The sequence below is a fragment of the Pseudomonas sp. NyZ201 genome (genome assembly GCF_049860765.1).
Classification (GTDB): domain Bacteria; phylum Pseudomonadota; class Gammaproteobacteria; order Pseudomonadales; family Pseudomonadaceae; genus Aquipseudomonas; species Aquipseudomonas bharatica.
In genome coordinates, this window is the sequence record NZ_CP187557.1 from 2450010 (window position 1) to 2464017 (window position 14008).

The 14008-nt window shown below is 63.0% G+C and carries 12 protein-coding genes; 4 read left to right on the forward strand and 8 right to left on the reverse strand.

Annotated elements, in window-relative coordinates:
- The first annotated feature begins 94 nt into the window (after positions 1–94).
- From ACPFMA_RS10920 to ACPFMA_RS10930, 3 genes are read left to right on the forward strand one after another with little or no spacing between them, the layout of a single operon-like run.
- The gene (locus ACPFMA_RS10920) at positions 95–1156 is read left to right on the forward strand and encodes an agmatine deiminase family protein (RefSeq protein WP_420057174.1); all 1062 of its coding nucleotides are present in this window, start codon (positions 95–97) and stop codon (positions 1154–1156) included.
- Complete coding sequence (aguB, locus tag ACPFMA_RS10925; protein ID WP_425930160.1) at positions 1153–2061, forward strand: N-carbamoylputrescine amidase; 909 nt, start codon at positions 1153–1155, stop codon at positions 2059–2061. The genes ACPFMA_RS10920 and aguB overlap by 4 nt, the downstream gene beginning before the upstream one ends.
- A gap of 1 nt (position 2062) precedes the next feature.
- A complete protein-coding gene (locus tag ACPFMA_RS10930; protein WP_425930161.1) occupies positions 2063–3148 on the forward strand; it encodes an extracellular solute-binding protein in 1086 nt (361 codons plus the stop codon).
- Positions 3149–3153: 5 nt separating this feature from the next.
- Here the strand turns inward: ACPFMA_RS10930 and ACPFMA_RS10935 are convergent, their stop codons facing one another.
- Positions 3154–4008: an AraC family transcriptional regulator gene (locus ACPFMA_RS10935; protein WP_425930162.1), complete on the reverse strand. Its 855-nt coding sequence runs from the start codon at positions 4006–4008 to the stop codon at positions 3154–3156.
- 220 nt (positions 4009–4228) lie between these two features.
- Positions 4229–5410 carry a DUF6166 domain-containing protein gene (locus tag ACPFMA_RS10940; RefSeq protein ID WP_425930163.1) on the reverse strand — a complete coding sequence of 394 codons (1182 nt, stop codon included), beginning with the start codon at positions 5408–5410 and terminating at the stop codon, positions 4229–4231.
- Between the two features lie 229 nt (positions 5411–5639).
- Here ACPFMA_RS10940 and ACPFMA_RS10945 point away from each other — a divergent pair, with 229 nt between their 5' ends.
- Positions 5640–6383, forward strand: coding sequence for a sulfite exporter TauE/SafE family protein (locus tag ACPFMA_RS10945; RefSeq protein ID WP_425930164.1), 744 nt, complete (start codon positions 5640–5642; stop codon positions 6381–6383).
- Between the two features lie 25 nt (positions 6384–6408).
- Here the strand turns inward: ACPFMA_RS10945 and ACPFMA_RS10950 are convergent, their stop codons facing one another.
- The 6 genes from ACPFMA_RS10950 to ACPFMA_RS10975 form a co-directional block, all read right to left on the reverse strand.
- Complete coding sequence (locus ACPFMA_RS10950) at positions 6409–7191, reverse strand: hypothetical protein (RefSeq protein ID WP_425930165.1); 783 nt, start codon at positions 7189–7191, stop codon at positions 6409–6411.
- Between the two features lie 277 nt (positions 7192–7468).
- Positions 7469–8380, reverse strand: coding sequence for a DMT family transporter (locus ACPFMA_RS10955; RefSeq protein ID WP_420057185.1), 912 nt, complete (start codon positions 8378–8380; stop codon positions 7469–7471).
- A gap of 258 nt (positions 8381–8638) precedes the next feature.
- Entirely contained in the window at positions 8639–10129 is a 1491-nt protein-coding gene (locus ACPFMA_RS10960; RefSeq protein WP_420057187.1) for an aldehyde dehydrogenase, read from the reverse strand.
- 1 nt (position 10130) lies between these two features.
- Positions 10131–11033 (reverse strand): dihydrodipicolinate synthase family protein, encoded by a 903-nt coding sequence (locus ACPFMA_RS10965; RefSeq protein WP_420057189.1) that lies wholly within the window; start codon positions 11031–11033, stop codon positions 10131–10133.
- 41 nt (positions 11034–11074) lie between these two features.
- Positions 11075–12403: an MFS transporter gene (locus ACPFMA_RS10970; RefSeq protein ID WP_425930166.1), complete on the reverse strand. Its 1329-nt coding sequence runs from the start codon at positions 12401–12403 to the stop codon at positions 11075–11077.
- Positions 12404–12610: 207 nt separating this feature from the next.
- Positions 12611–13930 (reverse strand): NAD(P)/FAD-dependent oxidoreductase, encoded by a 1320-nt coding sequence (locus tag ACPFMA_RS10975; RefSeq protein WP_420057192.1) that lies wholly within the window; start codon positions 13928–13930, stop codon positions 12611–12613.
- Positions 13931–14008: the final 78 nt, after the last annotated feature.

The window sequence follows — 14008 nt, forward strand, 5'->3', positions numbered from 1 at the left end:
GTTTGTTGCCGCTCGGGTTGCGCCATAGCATGACATCCATTCCGCAGCAGCGGATTTCAATCATAAAAAATACTTAACTGAAGGTGGATTGAGCATGATGTGCAACGGCGATCGAAGCAGTGGTTGGACGATGCCCGCAGAGTGGGCGCCCCATGCCGCGACCTGGATGGTCTGGCCGCATAACCGGGCCTTGTGGGAGAGCACCTGGAGCGTGCGCCTGGAGCAGGTGCAGGAAGACTTCGCCCGGGTCGCCAATGCCATCGCCCGCTTCGAACCGGTGAAACTGGTGGTCGCCCCCGGCGCCCGGGCCCGCGCCGCCGGGTTGTGCGGGACGAATGTCGAGTTGATCGAGCAGCCGGTGGACGACAGCTGGTGCCGCGATTCCGGGCCGACCTTCATCTGCCACCCGCAGCACGGCCTGGCTGGCGTCAGCTGGCGCTTCAACGCCTGGGGCGGCAAGTCGGCCCATGGCCTGGACGAAGGCCTGGCCCGGCGTGTGCTCAACGGCATGGGCCTGGACTGCTTTGGCACCTGGCTGGCCAACGAAGGCGGGGCCATCCATGTCGATGGCGAAGGCACCCTGGTCACGACCGAGTCGGTGCTGCTCAACCCCAACCGCAACCCGGGGCTGGACAAGGCCGACGCCGAGGAACTGTTTGCCCGCCTGCTCGGCGTGCAGAAAACCATCTGGCTGCCGGGTGACCCGAAGTACGTCACCGGCGATATGACCGACGGCCATGTCGATGGCGTTTGCGCTTTCGCCCGCCCCGGCGTGCTGCTGGTGGATGCGACCCATGACCGCGATTCGGTATACGCCGAAGTGGTGCGGGAAAACCGTCGTGCCCTATCCCTGGCACGGGATGCCCAAGGGCGCAGCTTCGAACTGATCGACCTGTACGAAGCCAGCGCCGCCGTGGACCCGGAGGCCGAGGTGTTCTGCGCCTCGTACACCAATTTCTACATCGCCAACGGCGCGATCATCATGCCGGCCTACGGCATCGAGGCCGATCGTGAAGCGGCGCGAGTGCTGGCCGGGGCCTTCCCCGACCGTGAAGTGGTGCCGGTGCGCATCGAGCATCTGGCCCATGGCGGCGGTGGCGTGCACTGCATCACCCAGCAACAACCGGCCTGGCCATTGAAGAGGGAAGCAGCATGACCTTTCTCACCGTTGCCACCATCCAGATGCCGTGCACCTGGGACCTGAACGACAACCTCGACCGTGCCGAACAACTGGTACGCGACGCCGCCGCCCAGGGTGCCCAGGTAATCCTCTTGCAGGAGCTGTTCGCTACTCCGTATTTCTGCATCGAGCAGGACCACAAGCATCTCGCCCTGGCCGAGGAATATGCCCACAGCCGGGTGCTCCAGCGTTTCGCTGCGCTGGCCCGGGAACTGGGCGTGGTGCTGCCGCTGAGCTGGTACGAGAAAGCCGGCAATGCCTTCTTCAATTCCCTTAGCGTGGCCGACGCCGATGGCCGCCTGCTCGGCGTCTACCGCAAGACCCATATCCCCAACGCCGTCGGCTACCAGGAGAAGGAATACTTCAGCCCCGGCGATACCGGCTTCCGCGTCTGGGACACCGCCTTCGGCCGCCTTGGCATCGGCATCTGCTGGGACCAGTGGTTCCCGGAAACCGCGCGCAGCCTGGCGCTGATGGGCGCCGAGCTGCTGCTGTTCCCTACGGCGATCGGTTCCGAACCGGGTGCTGCCGCCTTCGACTCCCGCGATCACTGGCAGATGACCATGCGCGGGCATGCCGCGGCCAACCTGCTGCCGGTGGTGGCCGCCAACCGCATCGGTCGCGAGGTGGCGACCGGTGATCCCGGGCTGCACATGGATTTCTACGGTTCGTCCTTCATCAGCGACCACAAGGGCAAGCTGCTGGCCGAGGCCGACCGCGAAACACCCGGCGTGCTGATGCGCACCCTTGACCTCGCGGCCATGCGCGAAGAGCGCCTGACCTGGGGCATCTTCCGCGACCGCCGGCCTGAAATGTACGGCACCCTGCTCAGCCTCGACGGTGGTTCGACCAGCGTCTGGCGTCCTGCCCGGGAGGTGTGAGATGAAACGTCTGCTTAGCGTGATCGGCCTGTCCCTGTGCCTCGGCACGGTCCAGGCCGACGACCAGGACAAGCTGCTGCGCCTGTACAACTGGTCCGATTATTTCGCCGAGGACACCCTGGCGCGTTTCACTGCCGAAACGGGGATCAAGGTGATCTACGACGTGATGGACAGCAGCGAGGTGCTGGAGGCCAAGCTGATGACCTCCGGCAGCGGCTACGACCTGATCTTCCCCGGCGACACCGTGGCCGAGCGCCTGATGCGTGCCGGCAGCCTGCAAAAGCTCGACCCGGCGAAGATCGAGGCGCTGGCGGATATCGAGCCGGGCCTGCGCCGGTTGCGCGAGCACTACCCGCACTCGGCAGCGGCCACGGTGCCCTATACCTGGGGCAGCATCGGCCTGACCTGGAATGACGAGATGATCCGCAAGCGCATGCCCGACGCCCCGGTCAACAGCCTCGACCTGCTGTTCAAGCCAGAGTACGCGGCCAGATTCGCCGACTGCGGGATCTCGGTGATCGATTCGCCGGACGAAGTGCTGGCGGTGGTGCTCAACTACCTCGGCCGCGAGCCGCGCAGCGCCAGGCCGGAAGACCTGGCCGCCGCCAGCGAGCTGCTGATGAAAGTGCGTCCCTATATCCGCAAGTTCCAGTCGCAGCCGGTCACCGACCTGGTCAACGGCAACCTGTGCCTGTCCCTCGGCTACAGCGGCGACATGACCCAGGCCCAGCGCGCCGCCGACGCTGCCGGCAAGCCGGCCAGCTTCCAGTACCGCATCCCCCGCGAGGGCACCACGGTATGGATGGACAACATGGCGATCCCGGTGGACGCCCGGCACCCGGAGTACGCCTACGCCTTCATCAACTTCGTCATGCGACCGCAGAACATGGCGGCGATCAGCACGTTCACCGGTTACCCGACGTCGAGCGCCAAGGCGCGGCCGCAGGTTGACCCGAAGATGCGCGACAACCCGGATATCTACCCTGATGAAAGCGCCTTCGCCCGCCTGATTCCCGGCAAGGACATCCCGCAGTCGGACATGCGTGCGCGGATGCGTGCGTGGACCAGGTTCAAGACCGCCCGTTGACGGCGCTACTGCAAGGGCACGTAGATATCCGTCTGCCATTGCTCCAGCGGGGTCTGCGGGAACACGCTGAGGTAGTGGAAGAACAGCGGCTGGTCGCGCAGCTCCTCACCGCTGCCCGGCAGCCAGTCACGGTAGACCGGGTAGATGGTTTCGCCGATATGGTCCGGCGAGCCGTGATGGCGGACCACCGCGTAGCGGCCACCGGCGATACGCAACTCGGCGACGTCGGTGTCGTTGGGCCTGACCGCTTCATCGATCTCGCCACAGACGGCGAAGCGGAATTCCTCGGGCGGCGTGGTATCCGGGTTATTGAAGGGGATACCGAAGGTGCGGCTCGATGCCACCGGCGACTGGCCGCTGTGCATCCGCCAGTCGATGAAGCGGCGCACGGTGTCCTGGACCAGGCCGGGCGGGCCCAGGTGTTCCAGGGCGGCGACGCGGACTTCGGCGAACTCGACGATCTTCACTTGCATGCTGATGTTCCTCGAAAAGTGGGGGATGGCGAACACCGCATTCCACACCTGCCATTCCGGGTTCTGGCGAAAGGCGCTGGGGCTGGTCCCGAAATCCCGGCGGAAGGCCCGGCTGAAAGCCTCCGGGCTGTCGAACCCGGCATCCAGCGCCGCTTCCAGCACCGAATACTCCGCCTGACCTGCCAAGCGCCGGGCCGCGCGGCGCAGGCGCATCAGTTGCACATAGCGGGCAACCGGCACGCCGACGAAAGCGCTGAACTGGCGATGGAAGTGGTAGGTCGAGAAGTGCGCCACCTGGCTCAGGGCCTTCACGGACAGATCGCCTTCGAGGTTGGCATCGATGTAGGCGAGGACGGCGCTGAAGCGGGCGGTGTAGGAGGTGGACATGTGGGTACCGGGTGGTGTGGCTTGCGATGGGCACAGGTTCGGGGATTTCGAGAAGGGCAGCCTAGCCGGATTTGCTGTTGTCAGTGAGGGTCCTGTCGCTGCATGGGTATCTACACATCTTTAGCGCAGATAGATCTATCTCTCCATGCCGATAGATGCATAGATACCCGTGCCTATCGCTGGCAAGCCAGCTCCCACAGGTATCACTTGTGGGGGCGGCTCAGTTGTCGTACATGACCATTTCAAGTGTGATCCCCGATGGCTTGCCATCCTGGCCGAGCAGCAGATAGGCCAACAACAGCACAGCCGGTTCGAGCACATCCGTCGACTCGCGTCCACTGCGAAACAATAGCTTCATCCTCGATAGCAAGGTCTCTTCGACATCGGGGACAACCCATTGCCAGCAATGATGATCGACAATCTGGATGGTATTGCCATCGATGCCGAGGAGCTTGAACGCGATCCGGCTGGCACCGGGACGATGCGGCAGCCAGTATTCTGCCTTTTCGAGCAATGACGCACCTCTATCGATACCTTGCTCCAGCGCCGTTTGCAGCTGGCTGGTGGTGATCATATGTTCGCCATGCTGGGCCAGATGAACGATGAGGTTCTTCAGCAACGCCTCGACCTGGTCTGCGGTCGGCGGCTCGCCATCGAGGTGATGAGCCAGGATGCAGGCGCTCAGGAACTTGCTGCCAGTGCCCTCGTATCCCCAGCTATAGGTGCCATGGTTACGGAACAGATCCCGCCGCGTATCCAGAAGGTAGCTTTCGTGGTGCTTGAGGTTACGGCAGAGCACTACCTTCACCCCGTCGAGCTCCTTGAGGTGATACTCGAAGTCCGGCGTCTCGTCGAAGTGTCGGCTGGCGCCGAAATGGGTGGCGAACACGTCCTGGATGAAGGCCCTGTTGCGCTCGCGTTCCGTGTGCTTCATGCACTCCTGGATCGTGTTCAGGATGTCCCTGCCAGGCCGGTTAAGGTAGTTCGTGTACGCACGTTTGCCGGTCAGTTTGAATGCATAGTATTCACCGCATCGGGTTTCCTGCAGTGCACTGACGATATCGCTGGCGGTAAAGAAGTAATGTGCGTGCTGGCCGCTGCTGTCGTCGGTATGGATGAGGCAGAAGAAGTCCGTCCTTGGCTCCGTCTTGTCCAGCACGTAGCTTTTATGAATCCTTACTTGGTTCTGGCCTTCGAAGAACTTGGCCTGCACGATTCCAAACGCCTGGATCCTCCTGGAATTGCGCCTCAGTTCCTCTAGGGAGTCGAACGCGGTCTGGACCAGGAAGTCCGCACCATCGACATCCACCGAGCGTCGCAATACCCAGAATCGGTCGAGCAGTATCGCTTCCGTTCTGCTTTCACCTTTCTTGCCATTTCCATCCTGTTTCCCCAATCCCACACGCACTGCTCCTTTCGCTTGTGCAAATACCGGACTGCCAGCGTCACCGGGCGTCCAAAGCGGCCACCATACCGAGAGATGCAGTTTGTGGCGACTGACTATAAGGCTTGGAGCTCGTCCTACCAGTTCGCATGGTCCTTTGAATGGCCCTTGCATGCCCCACGATTGGACCTTTAACGGCTATCACCACGGGCTTATCCTCCTTTGCTTTTGCACATTCGAGTATTCCATGGACTCCCTCTGGCTCATCATCATCTTCGGCGCCATCCTCGCCGGCTTCGTCCAGGGCCTGTCCGGCTCCAACTTCGGCCTGGTGGCCATGGCCGTGTGGGCCTGGGCCGTACCGCCGGGATTGACCGGGCCGCTGGTAGTCTGCGGCTCGCTCACCGGCCAGTTGCTCGCTGCCCGCACCCTGCGCCGTGGCCTGAAGCGCGAACACCTGCTGCCGATGGTGATCGGTGGCCTGCTCGGCGTTCCCGTGGGCGTACTGCTGCTGCACCAGATCGACCCGCTGCTGTTCCGCTTGCTGGTAGGCGTCGTCCTCGCCCTGTGGTGCCCGCTGATGCTGTTCTCCTCCCGCCTGCCACGGGTTCGCAGCGGCGGTGCCGGGGCAGACGCGCTGGTCGGCATGGTTGGCGGCGTGATGGGCGGCCTCGGCGGCCTGACCGGCCCGGCCACGGCGCTGTGGGCGGTGCTCAAGGGCTGGGACCGGGATACCCAGCGTTCGGTGATCCAGGGCTTCAACCTGGCCATGCAGTTACTGACCATGCTCACCTACCTGGTGGCCGGCACCATTACCGCCGAAGCCCTGGGCCTGTTCCCGCTGGTGATTCTCGCGGTACTGCTGCCGACCCTGCTTGGGGTGCGCCTGTACCGGCATATCAGCGATATCGCGTTTCGGCGCGTGGTGCTGGGGCTGTTGGCTCTTGCCGGGGTAATGCTGATCGCCCAGTCGTTGCCGCAGCTTCTTTGACGCTTTTGCAGAGGCAAGGCGCGGACTAGGTATTCAGACGAATGAATTCATGTTTGGACGAATGAATGGTGATTCCGGAAAGGTAGAACTTTCCACTTCCCACCAGCCAGAACAGCTTGTCAACTTCATAAGGTGGCCTTCCGATGGCCTTGCAATACGCTTCGACGTCCTTGAAAACTCCGTAATTCGTGGTGGAGGTTGTGATGCCCAGGCCCCGGGCAATATCGTTGATATGCGTATCCGGCTTTAGGAATTCCGAATTGCCGGTTTCCTTAAGGAAGTCGCAGGCAAGGGCGAAGCCGAAGCCGAATATCTCTTCTTTCAGAAGCAAGGGCAAGGCCAGTCGGGAATATTCATTGGTCAGGAAACCGTCGACGAAGCGCTGGTAGTCATCAATGGTCCTGTAAGGACGCAGGAAGTCTGCAACGGAGAGGATGGCCTTGCAGTAGATGACCCAGTGGCTCTTGCTTTCCGTTCTGTTAAGGCGAGTCTCTGTCAGCCGCGTCGACTCGACGATGTCGAATATCTCTTCCCAGCTACCATAGCTTTTGCGAACCTTGTGCGGGTCGAAGTTGAAGAGTATCTCCTTGAGCTTTTCAATGTCGCCAATCGTATTAGGCATGCTCTGGCGATTCTTCACATGGTTCAACAGGGTCTTGAACAATTGCTTCAGGTTCTTCGGCTTGCTGGTTTTCCAATAGTGCAGATGGGTATCGATTGTTTCTTCTGAGATTTCGTCGAAAGAAAGCAGGTAGGCATAGGCCCGGTCGAAGTAGTTTGTCTTGGTGGGGTTGTGTTTCGAGCTCATGGGCATCCTTGTGTTGATGCTGCGTCAGGGGCAGTTGACCGGGTCGTCCGCCACGGCGGATTTTCTCAATGAAGGCGAGCGCGGAATAAAAATTCATTTCCGGGGCCAAAATCAAGAAATAACGCCATCGCGCTGAAATCGCATTCCTGTAGGGGACTGGCTTTCCAGCGATGAAGCCGGCAATGACAAAGAGGTTGTCAGCTCAGGCCAAATCGCTGGCAAGTCGGGTCGCCGAACCGCAGCTCCCACAGGGTTCTCTACAGGCTTCAGGGGCGGCTCAGTGCACCTGCTCCGCCGTCATTTTCCCCCAGGCCGACAGCACTGTGGCCAGGATGATCAACGCCGCACCCGCCACCATCCGCAGCGACGGCTGTTCACCGAACAGCCACCAGGCACAGGCGATCGCATACACCGGCTCCAGCGCGATGATCATCCCCGCGCTGCGCGCCTCCAGCCCTTCCAGGCTCTTGACGAACAGGTATTGGGACAGCCCGGTGCAGAAGATCCCGAGGAGCGCCAGGTACAGCCAGTCGCTGTGACTCAGTCCCTGCACCAGCAAGGTGTCGAAGGCGAACGGCGCGACCAGTACGGCCACCGTGAGGTTCTGCCAGAACGCCACCTGCACCGCATTCATTCCTTGCAGGCCGCGGCGGTTGATGATCGCCAGCAGGGCGAAGGACAGGCCCGAGCCCAGGCCCCAGAGCAAGCCGACCGTACCCTGGTCAAGCAGGTCGAAGGACGGCACCACCAGCACCAGGCCGAGGCTGACCAGCAGCAACAGCAGGCCTTCGGCAGCACGAATGCGCTCCCGGAACACCAACAGGTCGAGGATCGCGATAAAGGCCGGGAAGCTGGCGAAACCGAGGGTCGCCACGGCCACGCCACCAACCTTGATGGCAATGAAGAAACTCACCCAGTGCGAGGTCAGCATCACCCCGCTCAGGGCCATGACCGCGAACTTGCGCGTGTTCAGGCGATGGAACACGCCACGTTTCTGCAGTTGCGCCACCGCACCCAGGGCGAGCACGGCAAAGGCCGCGCGACCGAAGGTGATGACCGAGGCGGACGAGTGGATAAGGGCGCCGAGAATGCCGGTCAGGCCGAACAGCACGGCGGCGATATGGGCCACGATCAGCGCATTGCGGTGACCGAGGGTGGAACCATGGGTTGAAACGTTCGAAGCGAGCATGGGCAGTAGAAAAGTCTGTGCATGTGTTCGCACGCGAGCGCTCTGCGGCGGTCGTGCGGACGGGTTTTTGGGTAGTTGGATTGGGTGGCCGCCTGGTCGAAATCCAGGAACCGTCGGCGCCGCAGCGTTGTAGTGGCCTGCACGGGCCGTGCTGCTCGTTCGCCGTACTGCGAAAGGAAACGGGGGGGGCCACCGCCTGCGTGGGGCGGTGGCCGGGTCGGGTACCGAACTCCGTCAGAACAGCACCCGGTTTTCAGCTCACGAAGCGTCGATCCAGATGGTTTTCAGCTCCGTGTACTGATCATGGGCCCAGATCGACTTGTCGCGACCGCCAAATCCGGACTCCTTGTAGCCTCCGAACGGCGTCGAGGCATCGCCTTCGCCGAAGCAGTTGACCGTGACCACGCCAGCGCGGATTTCCCGCGACAGGCGCAGGGCATTGCGCAGGCTGCCGGTGTAGGCCGAAGCCGCCAGGCCGTAGATGGTGTCGTTGGCCAGTTCGATGGCTTCATCGAGGGTTTCGAAGGTGGTCACGCTCAGTACCGGGCCGAAGATTTCTTCGACGAACAGGCGGCTGTCGCGGGCCACGCCATCGATGATGGTCGGCTGCACGAACACGCCGTCCTGGGTCTCGCCACCCAGGGCCACGGCGAGTTTCTGCTCGGCGGCGTACTCCAGGTAGGAACGGACCTTCTCGAAGTGCGCCTTGCTGACCATGGCACCGAGACGGTTGTCCGGGTCCAGCGGATCGCCGAGTTTCCAGTCCTTGACGTGCTTGGAGATCAGGCTCAGCAGCTCGTCCTTCACATCCTTGTGCACGATCAGGCGCGACGACGCGGAGCAGTTCTCGCCCATGTTCCAGAAGGCACCGGCGGTGACGAACTGGGCCACGGAGTCGAGGTCCTCGCAGTCGTTCATGACCACGGCCGGGTTCTTGCCACCCAGCTCCAGGACCACGCGCTTGAGGTTGGATTCGGAAGCGTACTTGAGGAACAGGCGACCGGTATCCGTAGAACCGGTGAAGCTGACCATGGCTACGTCCATATGCCGACCTATGGCTTCGCCGGCCTCACGGCCGCCGCCAGGTACGATATTGAACACGCCGGCCGGGATGCCGGCCTCGTGGGCCAGTTCGGCCACGCGCAGGGCGGTGAGGGTGGTTTCCTTGGCCGGCTTGACCACGATGGAGCAACCGGCGGCCAGGGACGGGCCGATCTTCCAGGCCAGCATCAGCAGCGGGAAGTTCCACGGCAGGACCAGGCCGACAACACCGATCGCCTCGCGTACGACCATGGTCACCGCAGCGGAACCGGTCGGGGCGGTGGCGTCGTAGATCTTGTCGATCAGCTCGGCGTGCCAGCGCAGGGTGTGGATGGTCTCCGGTACGTCGACGTTCTGGCATTCGCTGACCGGCTTGCCGCTGTCCAGGGCTTCCAGTACCGCCAGTTCATGGGCGTTGTCTTCCAGCAACCGGGCGAACTTCAGCAGGACCTTTTTCCGCGCGCCCGGGGTCAGCGCGCTCCAGCGACCGTCTTCGAAGGCCGCCTTGGCGGCGGCGACGGCGACGTTGACGTCCTGCACATCACAGGCCGCCACTTCAGCGAGCTTCTCGCCGGTGGCCGGGTTGGTGGTGACGAAGGTGCGTCCGCTGATCGCGTCGCGGAATTCGCCGTCGATGAAGGCCTGGTTGCGCGGCTGCAGCTTGGCAGCCAGGGCCTGGTATTCGGCTTTGCTCAGCAGTTCGGCCATGTCATTTGCCCTCGACGATTGCGGCGATGTTGCGCTTCAGGGTGGCGACCACATTGCTCAGCTCGGCCTGCTCGACAGCGTCCAGGCCTTGCAGCGGTGCGCGCACGCCACCGGTGCTCAGGCCGTTGAGGCTGACGCCATGCTTGATCGACTGGACGAACTTGCCGCCTTCGAGGAAGTCCATCAGCGGCATCATCTCCGCCATGATGCGTCGGCCTTTGTTGAAGTCCTTCTCGATCACGCAGGCTTCGTACAAGGCCACGTGCTCGTGCGGGATGAAGTTGGAGCCGGCGCAGACCCAGCTCTGTGCACCCCAGGCGAAGAATTCTAGGGCCTGGTCGTCCCAGCCACAGGACAGGGAGATGTGCGGGTACTTTGTGGCCAGGCGGTGCAGCTGGTTCATGTCGCCCGAGCTTTCCTTGATGGCGACGATGTTCTTCACATCGGCCACGGCATCGAAGAACTCAGGGCCCATGCTCACGCTCATGCGGCCCGGGTAGTTGTAGAGCATGATCGGCAGGTCGGCTGCTGCGTCCACGGCTTTGACGTGCACGGCGATTTCCTGCTGGGTCGGCAACGCGTAGGGCGGGGTGCCAACCAGCAGCGCGTCAGCCTTGATTTCCCTGGCATGCTTGGCGAAGGCCACCGAGTCTTCGGTACGGATCGCGCCGGTCCCGATGATCAGCGGCAGGCGGCCGTTGATCACGTCCTTGGCCTGGGCGGCCAGGTCGATGCGCTCCTGGGCGGTGTGGGCGTAGTACTCGCCGGTCGAGCCGCCGATGATGATGCCGTGGATCTTCGATTCCACCAGGTAGTCGAGGACGGCGGCGAAGCCGGCCTTGTCGATGCTGCCGTCGGCGTTCAGCGGGGTCACGGCGGGGGTGTAGATACCAGCGAATTTCATGCTTTTCTCTCCAGTGGGACGCAAGGAATGTCAGACCGCGCTCAGTTCAGCGAGGCGGCTTGTTGCAGAGTCAGGGAACGGGTTTCCGGGGCCAGGGCCCAGGCGAAGAGCAAACCGATCAGGGTCACGATGGCGGCGGCGTACATGGTCTGGGCGATGCCCAGGGATTGCAGCGACATCGGCACCAGCCAGGTGCCGACCGCAGCGCCGATCCGCGACAGCGAGGTGCCGATGCCGACCGCGACGGCGCGTATCTCGGTAGGGAACAGCTCGTTCGGGTACACCAGTTGCAGCACTTGTGCGCCGCCGATGAACAGGGCGTAGGCACCGAACAGCACCAGGACCAGCATTGGCGAGCCGTCGTGCAGGGCCGCCAGGCCGAGCAGGGCCAGGCCGGACCAGAGGAAGCTGTGGATCAGCATGCTGCGCCGGCCCATGCTGTTGATCAGACGGGTGGCGATGATGCAGCCGACCACGAACAGCAGAGTGATCGCCACCGAGCCGAAGGACGCCCAGTCACCTTTGAGGTGCAGCGCTTCGAGGACCTTCGGGGCGAAGGAGTACACGGCGAACACCGGGATCACCGAGCACGACCAGAACATGCTGACGAACAGCATGCGTTTGCCGTAGCCCGAGTGCAGCAGGCTGAGCAGCGAGGCTTTCTGTTCCTTTGGCTGCTCCGGCAGGTTCTTCAACGAGAAGGCCTTGCCGTAGACCTGCTTGATGATCGTCTCGGCTTCTGCCGCACGCCCCTTGTTCAGCAGCCAGCGGGGCGACTCCGGTGTGCCCATGCGCAGGCCGAAGAGGATCGCGCCGATCACCACGGGGCTGGCCAGCACCAGGCGCCAGGCATTTTCGTCGCCGGACGCGAGGAGGAAGTGGCCGACGATATAGGCGAAGGCGGCACCGGCGAACCACAGGATGGTCAGGGTGGCCAGGCGCGGGCCGCGGTATTTCTTCGGCAGGAATTCCACCAGCAACGCGGTGGCCACCGGGTATTCGATGCCGACCGCGACACCGATCAAAAAGCGCAGGGCGAACAGGATGGGCCCGGACTCGACCCAGAACTGGGCGAGGGAACCTAGGATGAACAGGGTAGGGCCGACGAAGAAGATGCGCTTGCGCCCGAAGTGATCGGTCAGCGCGCCGCCGAGGAAGCCGCCGAAGAAGATGCCGATCAGCGCCGAGGCGGCGATCATGCCCTGCCAGAAGGCGGTCAGGCCCAGGCCTGCGGACATCTGCACCATGGCCACGCCAATGATGCTGAGCACATAGCCGTCGACGAATGAGCCGCCGCCGGAACGGGCGGTGAGCAACTGGTGGAAGCGATTGAGGGGTACGTCTTCAACGGATTGATTGGAAGTTGTCATTATTGTTTCCTGTACTATCGAACCTGTTTTCCGGCCGAGCAGGTCCGCGGCGCTGAACAGGAACTTCAGTCCGGGGATTGGCGCCTGGCCGGCGCGACACTTTGCTACTTCTTTACTCCAACTTGCCGGGCGATCTTTGGCACCGCTGCGCGGTCCTTCGCGGCGGTTCGGCGTCCCGACAAGCCACGCTCCTACAAGAGCAAGGGCTTAGCTTTCCTTGCCGGCGCGCATCTGGCCCCAGGTCAGGTTGGCGTTGACGCCAATCGACAGGAACGGCTGCGGCGGGTTGGCATTTGGGCCGGGGGACTTCAGGAGGAAGTCGATCAGGTCGTTCTTCTCGCCCGCCAGCCAGTCCGCCAGCAACTTGCCGGTGGCAGTGCCGCGGGTCACGCCCAGGCCGTTGCAGCACAGTGCGCCATAGACATTCGGCGCCAACTGGCCGAAAAAGCTCTCGTGGTTGCGCGACATGGCCAGGGCGCCGCCCCAGGTGTATTCGATACCCACGTCCGGCAGCATCGGGAAGCGCCGGGCGAACGACGCCCTGTGCCGGGCGACGTAGCGCTGCAGGTACTTGGGATTGGCGCGGCCGTCCGGGTTGAAGCTGAAGCTGTTGCGGATCAGCAGACGGTTGTCCGGGGTGCGCCGCACCGTGGTGCCGAACGGGTCCGCCGGAATCACGCCCCAGTAGGGCTTGCCGCCCAGGCGCGCCTGTTCCTGTTCGGTCATCGGCCGGGTCAGGCTGGCGTAGGTGAAGATCGGCAGCATGGCGCCCTTGAGGAAGCCGAAGTGACCGCCGAAGGCATTGTTGGCCAACACCAGCTTGTCGGCGCTGATGCTGCCGCGTGCATGGCGCAGCACGGTCTTGCTGCCGTACTCGACGTCGAGGATCGGAGTGTTTTCATAGAGCGTGACGTTGGCCGGCAGGCTTTGCGCCAGGCCCTTGACCATGGCCGATGGCTGGATCAGCGCGGTGCCGGGGGTGAACAGCGCCTTGCGGTAGAAGTGCGTGCCGATGTGCTCGGGCAGGTCCGCGCCTTCGATTACTTCGAAGGGCTGGCCGAGCTTTTCCAGGCCGCGACGGTAGGCGTCGAGCACGGCGATACCGCGATCTTCCACGGCGGCCTGGTACTTGCCGCAGAACTTCATCTGCGCATCGATGCTGTGTTCGGCGACCAGGTTCGCGAGATAGTTCTGGCCGGTAAGGTTCAGGCGCAGGCAGGTCCTGGCGATACCGATGTCGCCGATATAGTCCTCGGCGCCGATATCGTGTGGCAGGTCGATGGCGAAGCCGGCGTTGCGGCCAGCGGTGCCGAAGCCGACTTCCTGGGCTTCGACCAGGAGAATCTGTTCATCGGGGAAGTTCAGCGCGAGCTGGCGTGCGGCGGCGAGGCCGACGTAGCCAGCGCCCAGCACCACCCAGCGCGCATGGCTGGTGCCCGAATGGGCGGGCCGCGGCGTGCGCTTCGGGCTCAGGTGATACCAACCGCACGAACTGTCGTCGGCTGGCAACGAGGTTACTTTTGTCATTTCAGGGACCTGGCTGTTCTTGTTTGATCCGGTGTTGCCACCCAGGCTGAAATGACCAGCGAAACCTCGCTAGATCTT

Coding starts and splice junctions, on each gene's coding strand:
- ACPFMA_RS10920 (WP_420057174.1), top strand. CDS start 95: ATGATGTGCAACGGCGATCGAAGCAGTGGTTGGACGATGCCCGCAGAG.
- aguB (WP_425930160.1), top strand. CDS start 1,153: ATGACCTTTCTCACCGTTGCCACCATCCAGATGCCGTGCACCTGGGAC.
- ACPFMA_RS10930 (WP_425930161.1), top strand. CDS start 2,063: ATGAAACGTCTGCTTAGCGTGATCGGCCTGTCCCTGTGCCTCGGCACG.
- ACPFMA_RS10935 (WP_425930162.1), bottom strand. CDS start 4,008: ATGTCCACCTCCTACACCGCCCGCTTCAGCGCCGTCCTCGCCTACATC.
- ACPFMA_RS10945 (WP_425930164.1), top strand. CDS start 5,640: ATGGACTCCCTCTGGCTCATCATCATCTTCGGCGCCATCCTCGCCGGC.
- ACPFMA_RS10950 (WP_425930165.1), bottom strand. CDS start 7,191: ATGAGCTCGAAACACAACCCCACCAAGACAAACTACTTCGACCGGGCC.
- ACPFMA_RS10955 (WP_420057185.1), bottom strand. CDS start 8,380: ATGCTCGCTTCGAACGTTTCAACCCATGGTTCCACCCTCGGTCACCGC.
- ACPFMA_RS10960 (WP_420057187.1), bottom strand. CDS start 10,129: ATGGCCGAACTGCTGAGCAAAGCCGAATACCAGGCCCTGGCTGCCAAG.
- ACPFMA_RS10965 (WP_420057189.1), bottom strand. CDS start 11,033: ATGAAATTCGCTGGTATCTACACCCCCGCCGTGACCCCGCTGAACGCC.
- ACPFMA_RS10970 (WP_425930166.1), bottom strand. CDS start 12,403: ATGACAACTTCCAATCAATCCGTTGAAGACGTACCCCTCAATCGCTTC.
- ACPFMA_RS10975 (WP_420057192.1), bottom strand. CDS start 13,930: ATGACAAAAGTAACCTCGTTGCCAGCCGACGACAGTTCGTGCGGTTGG.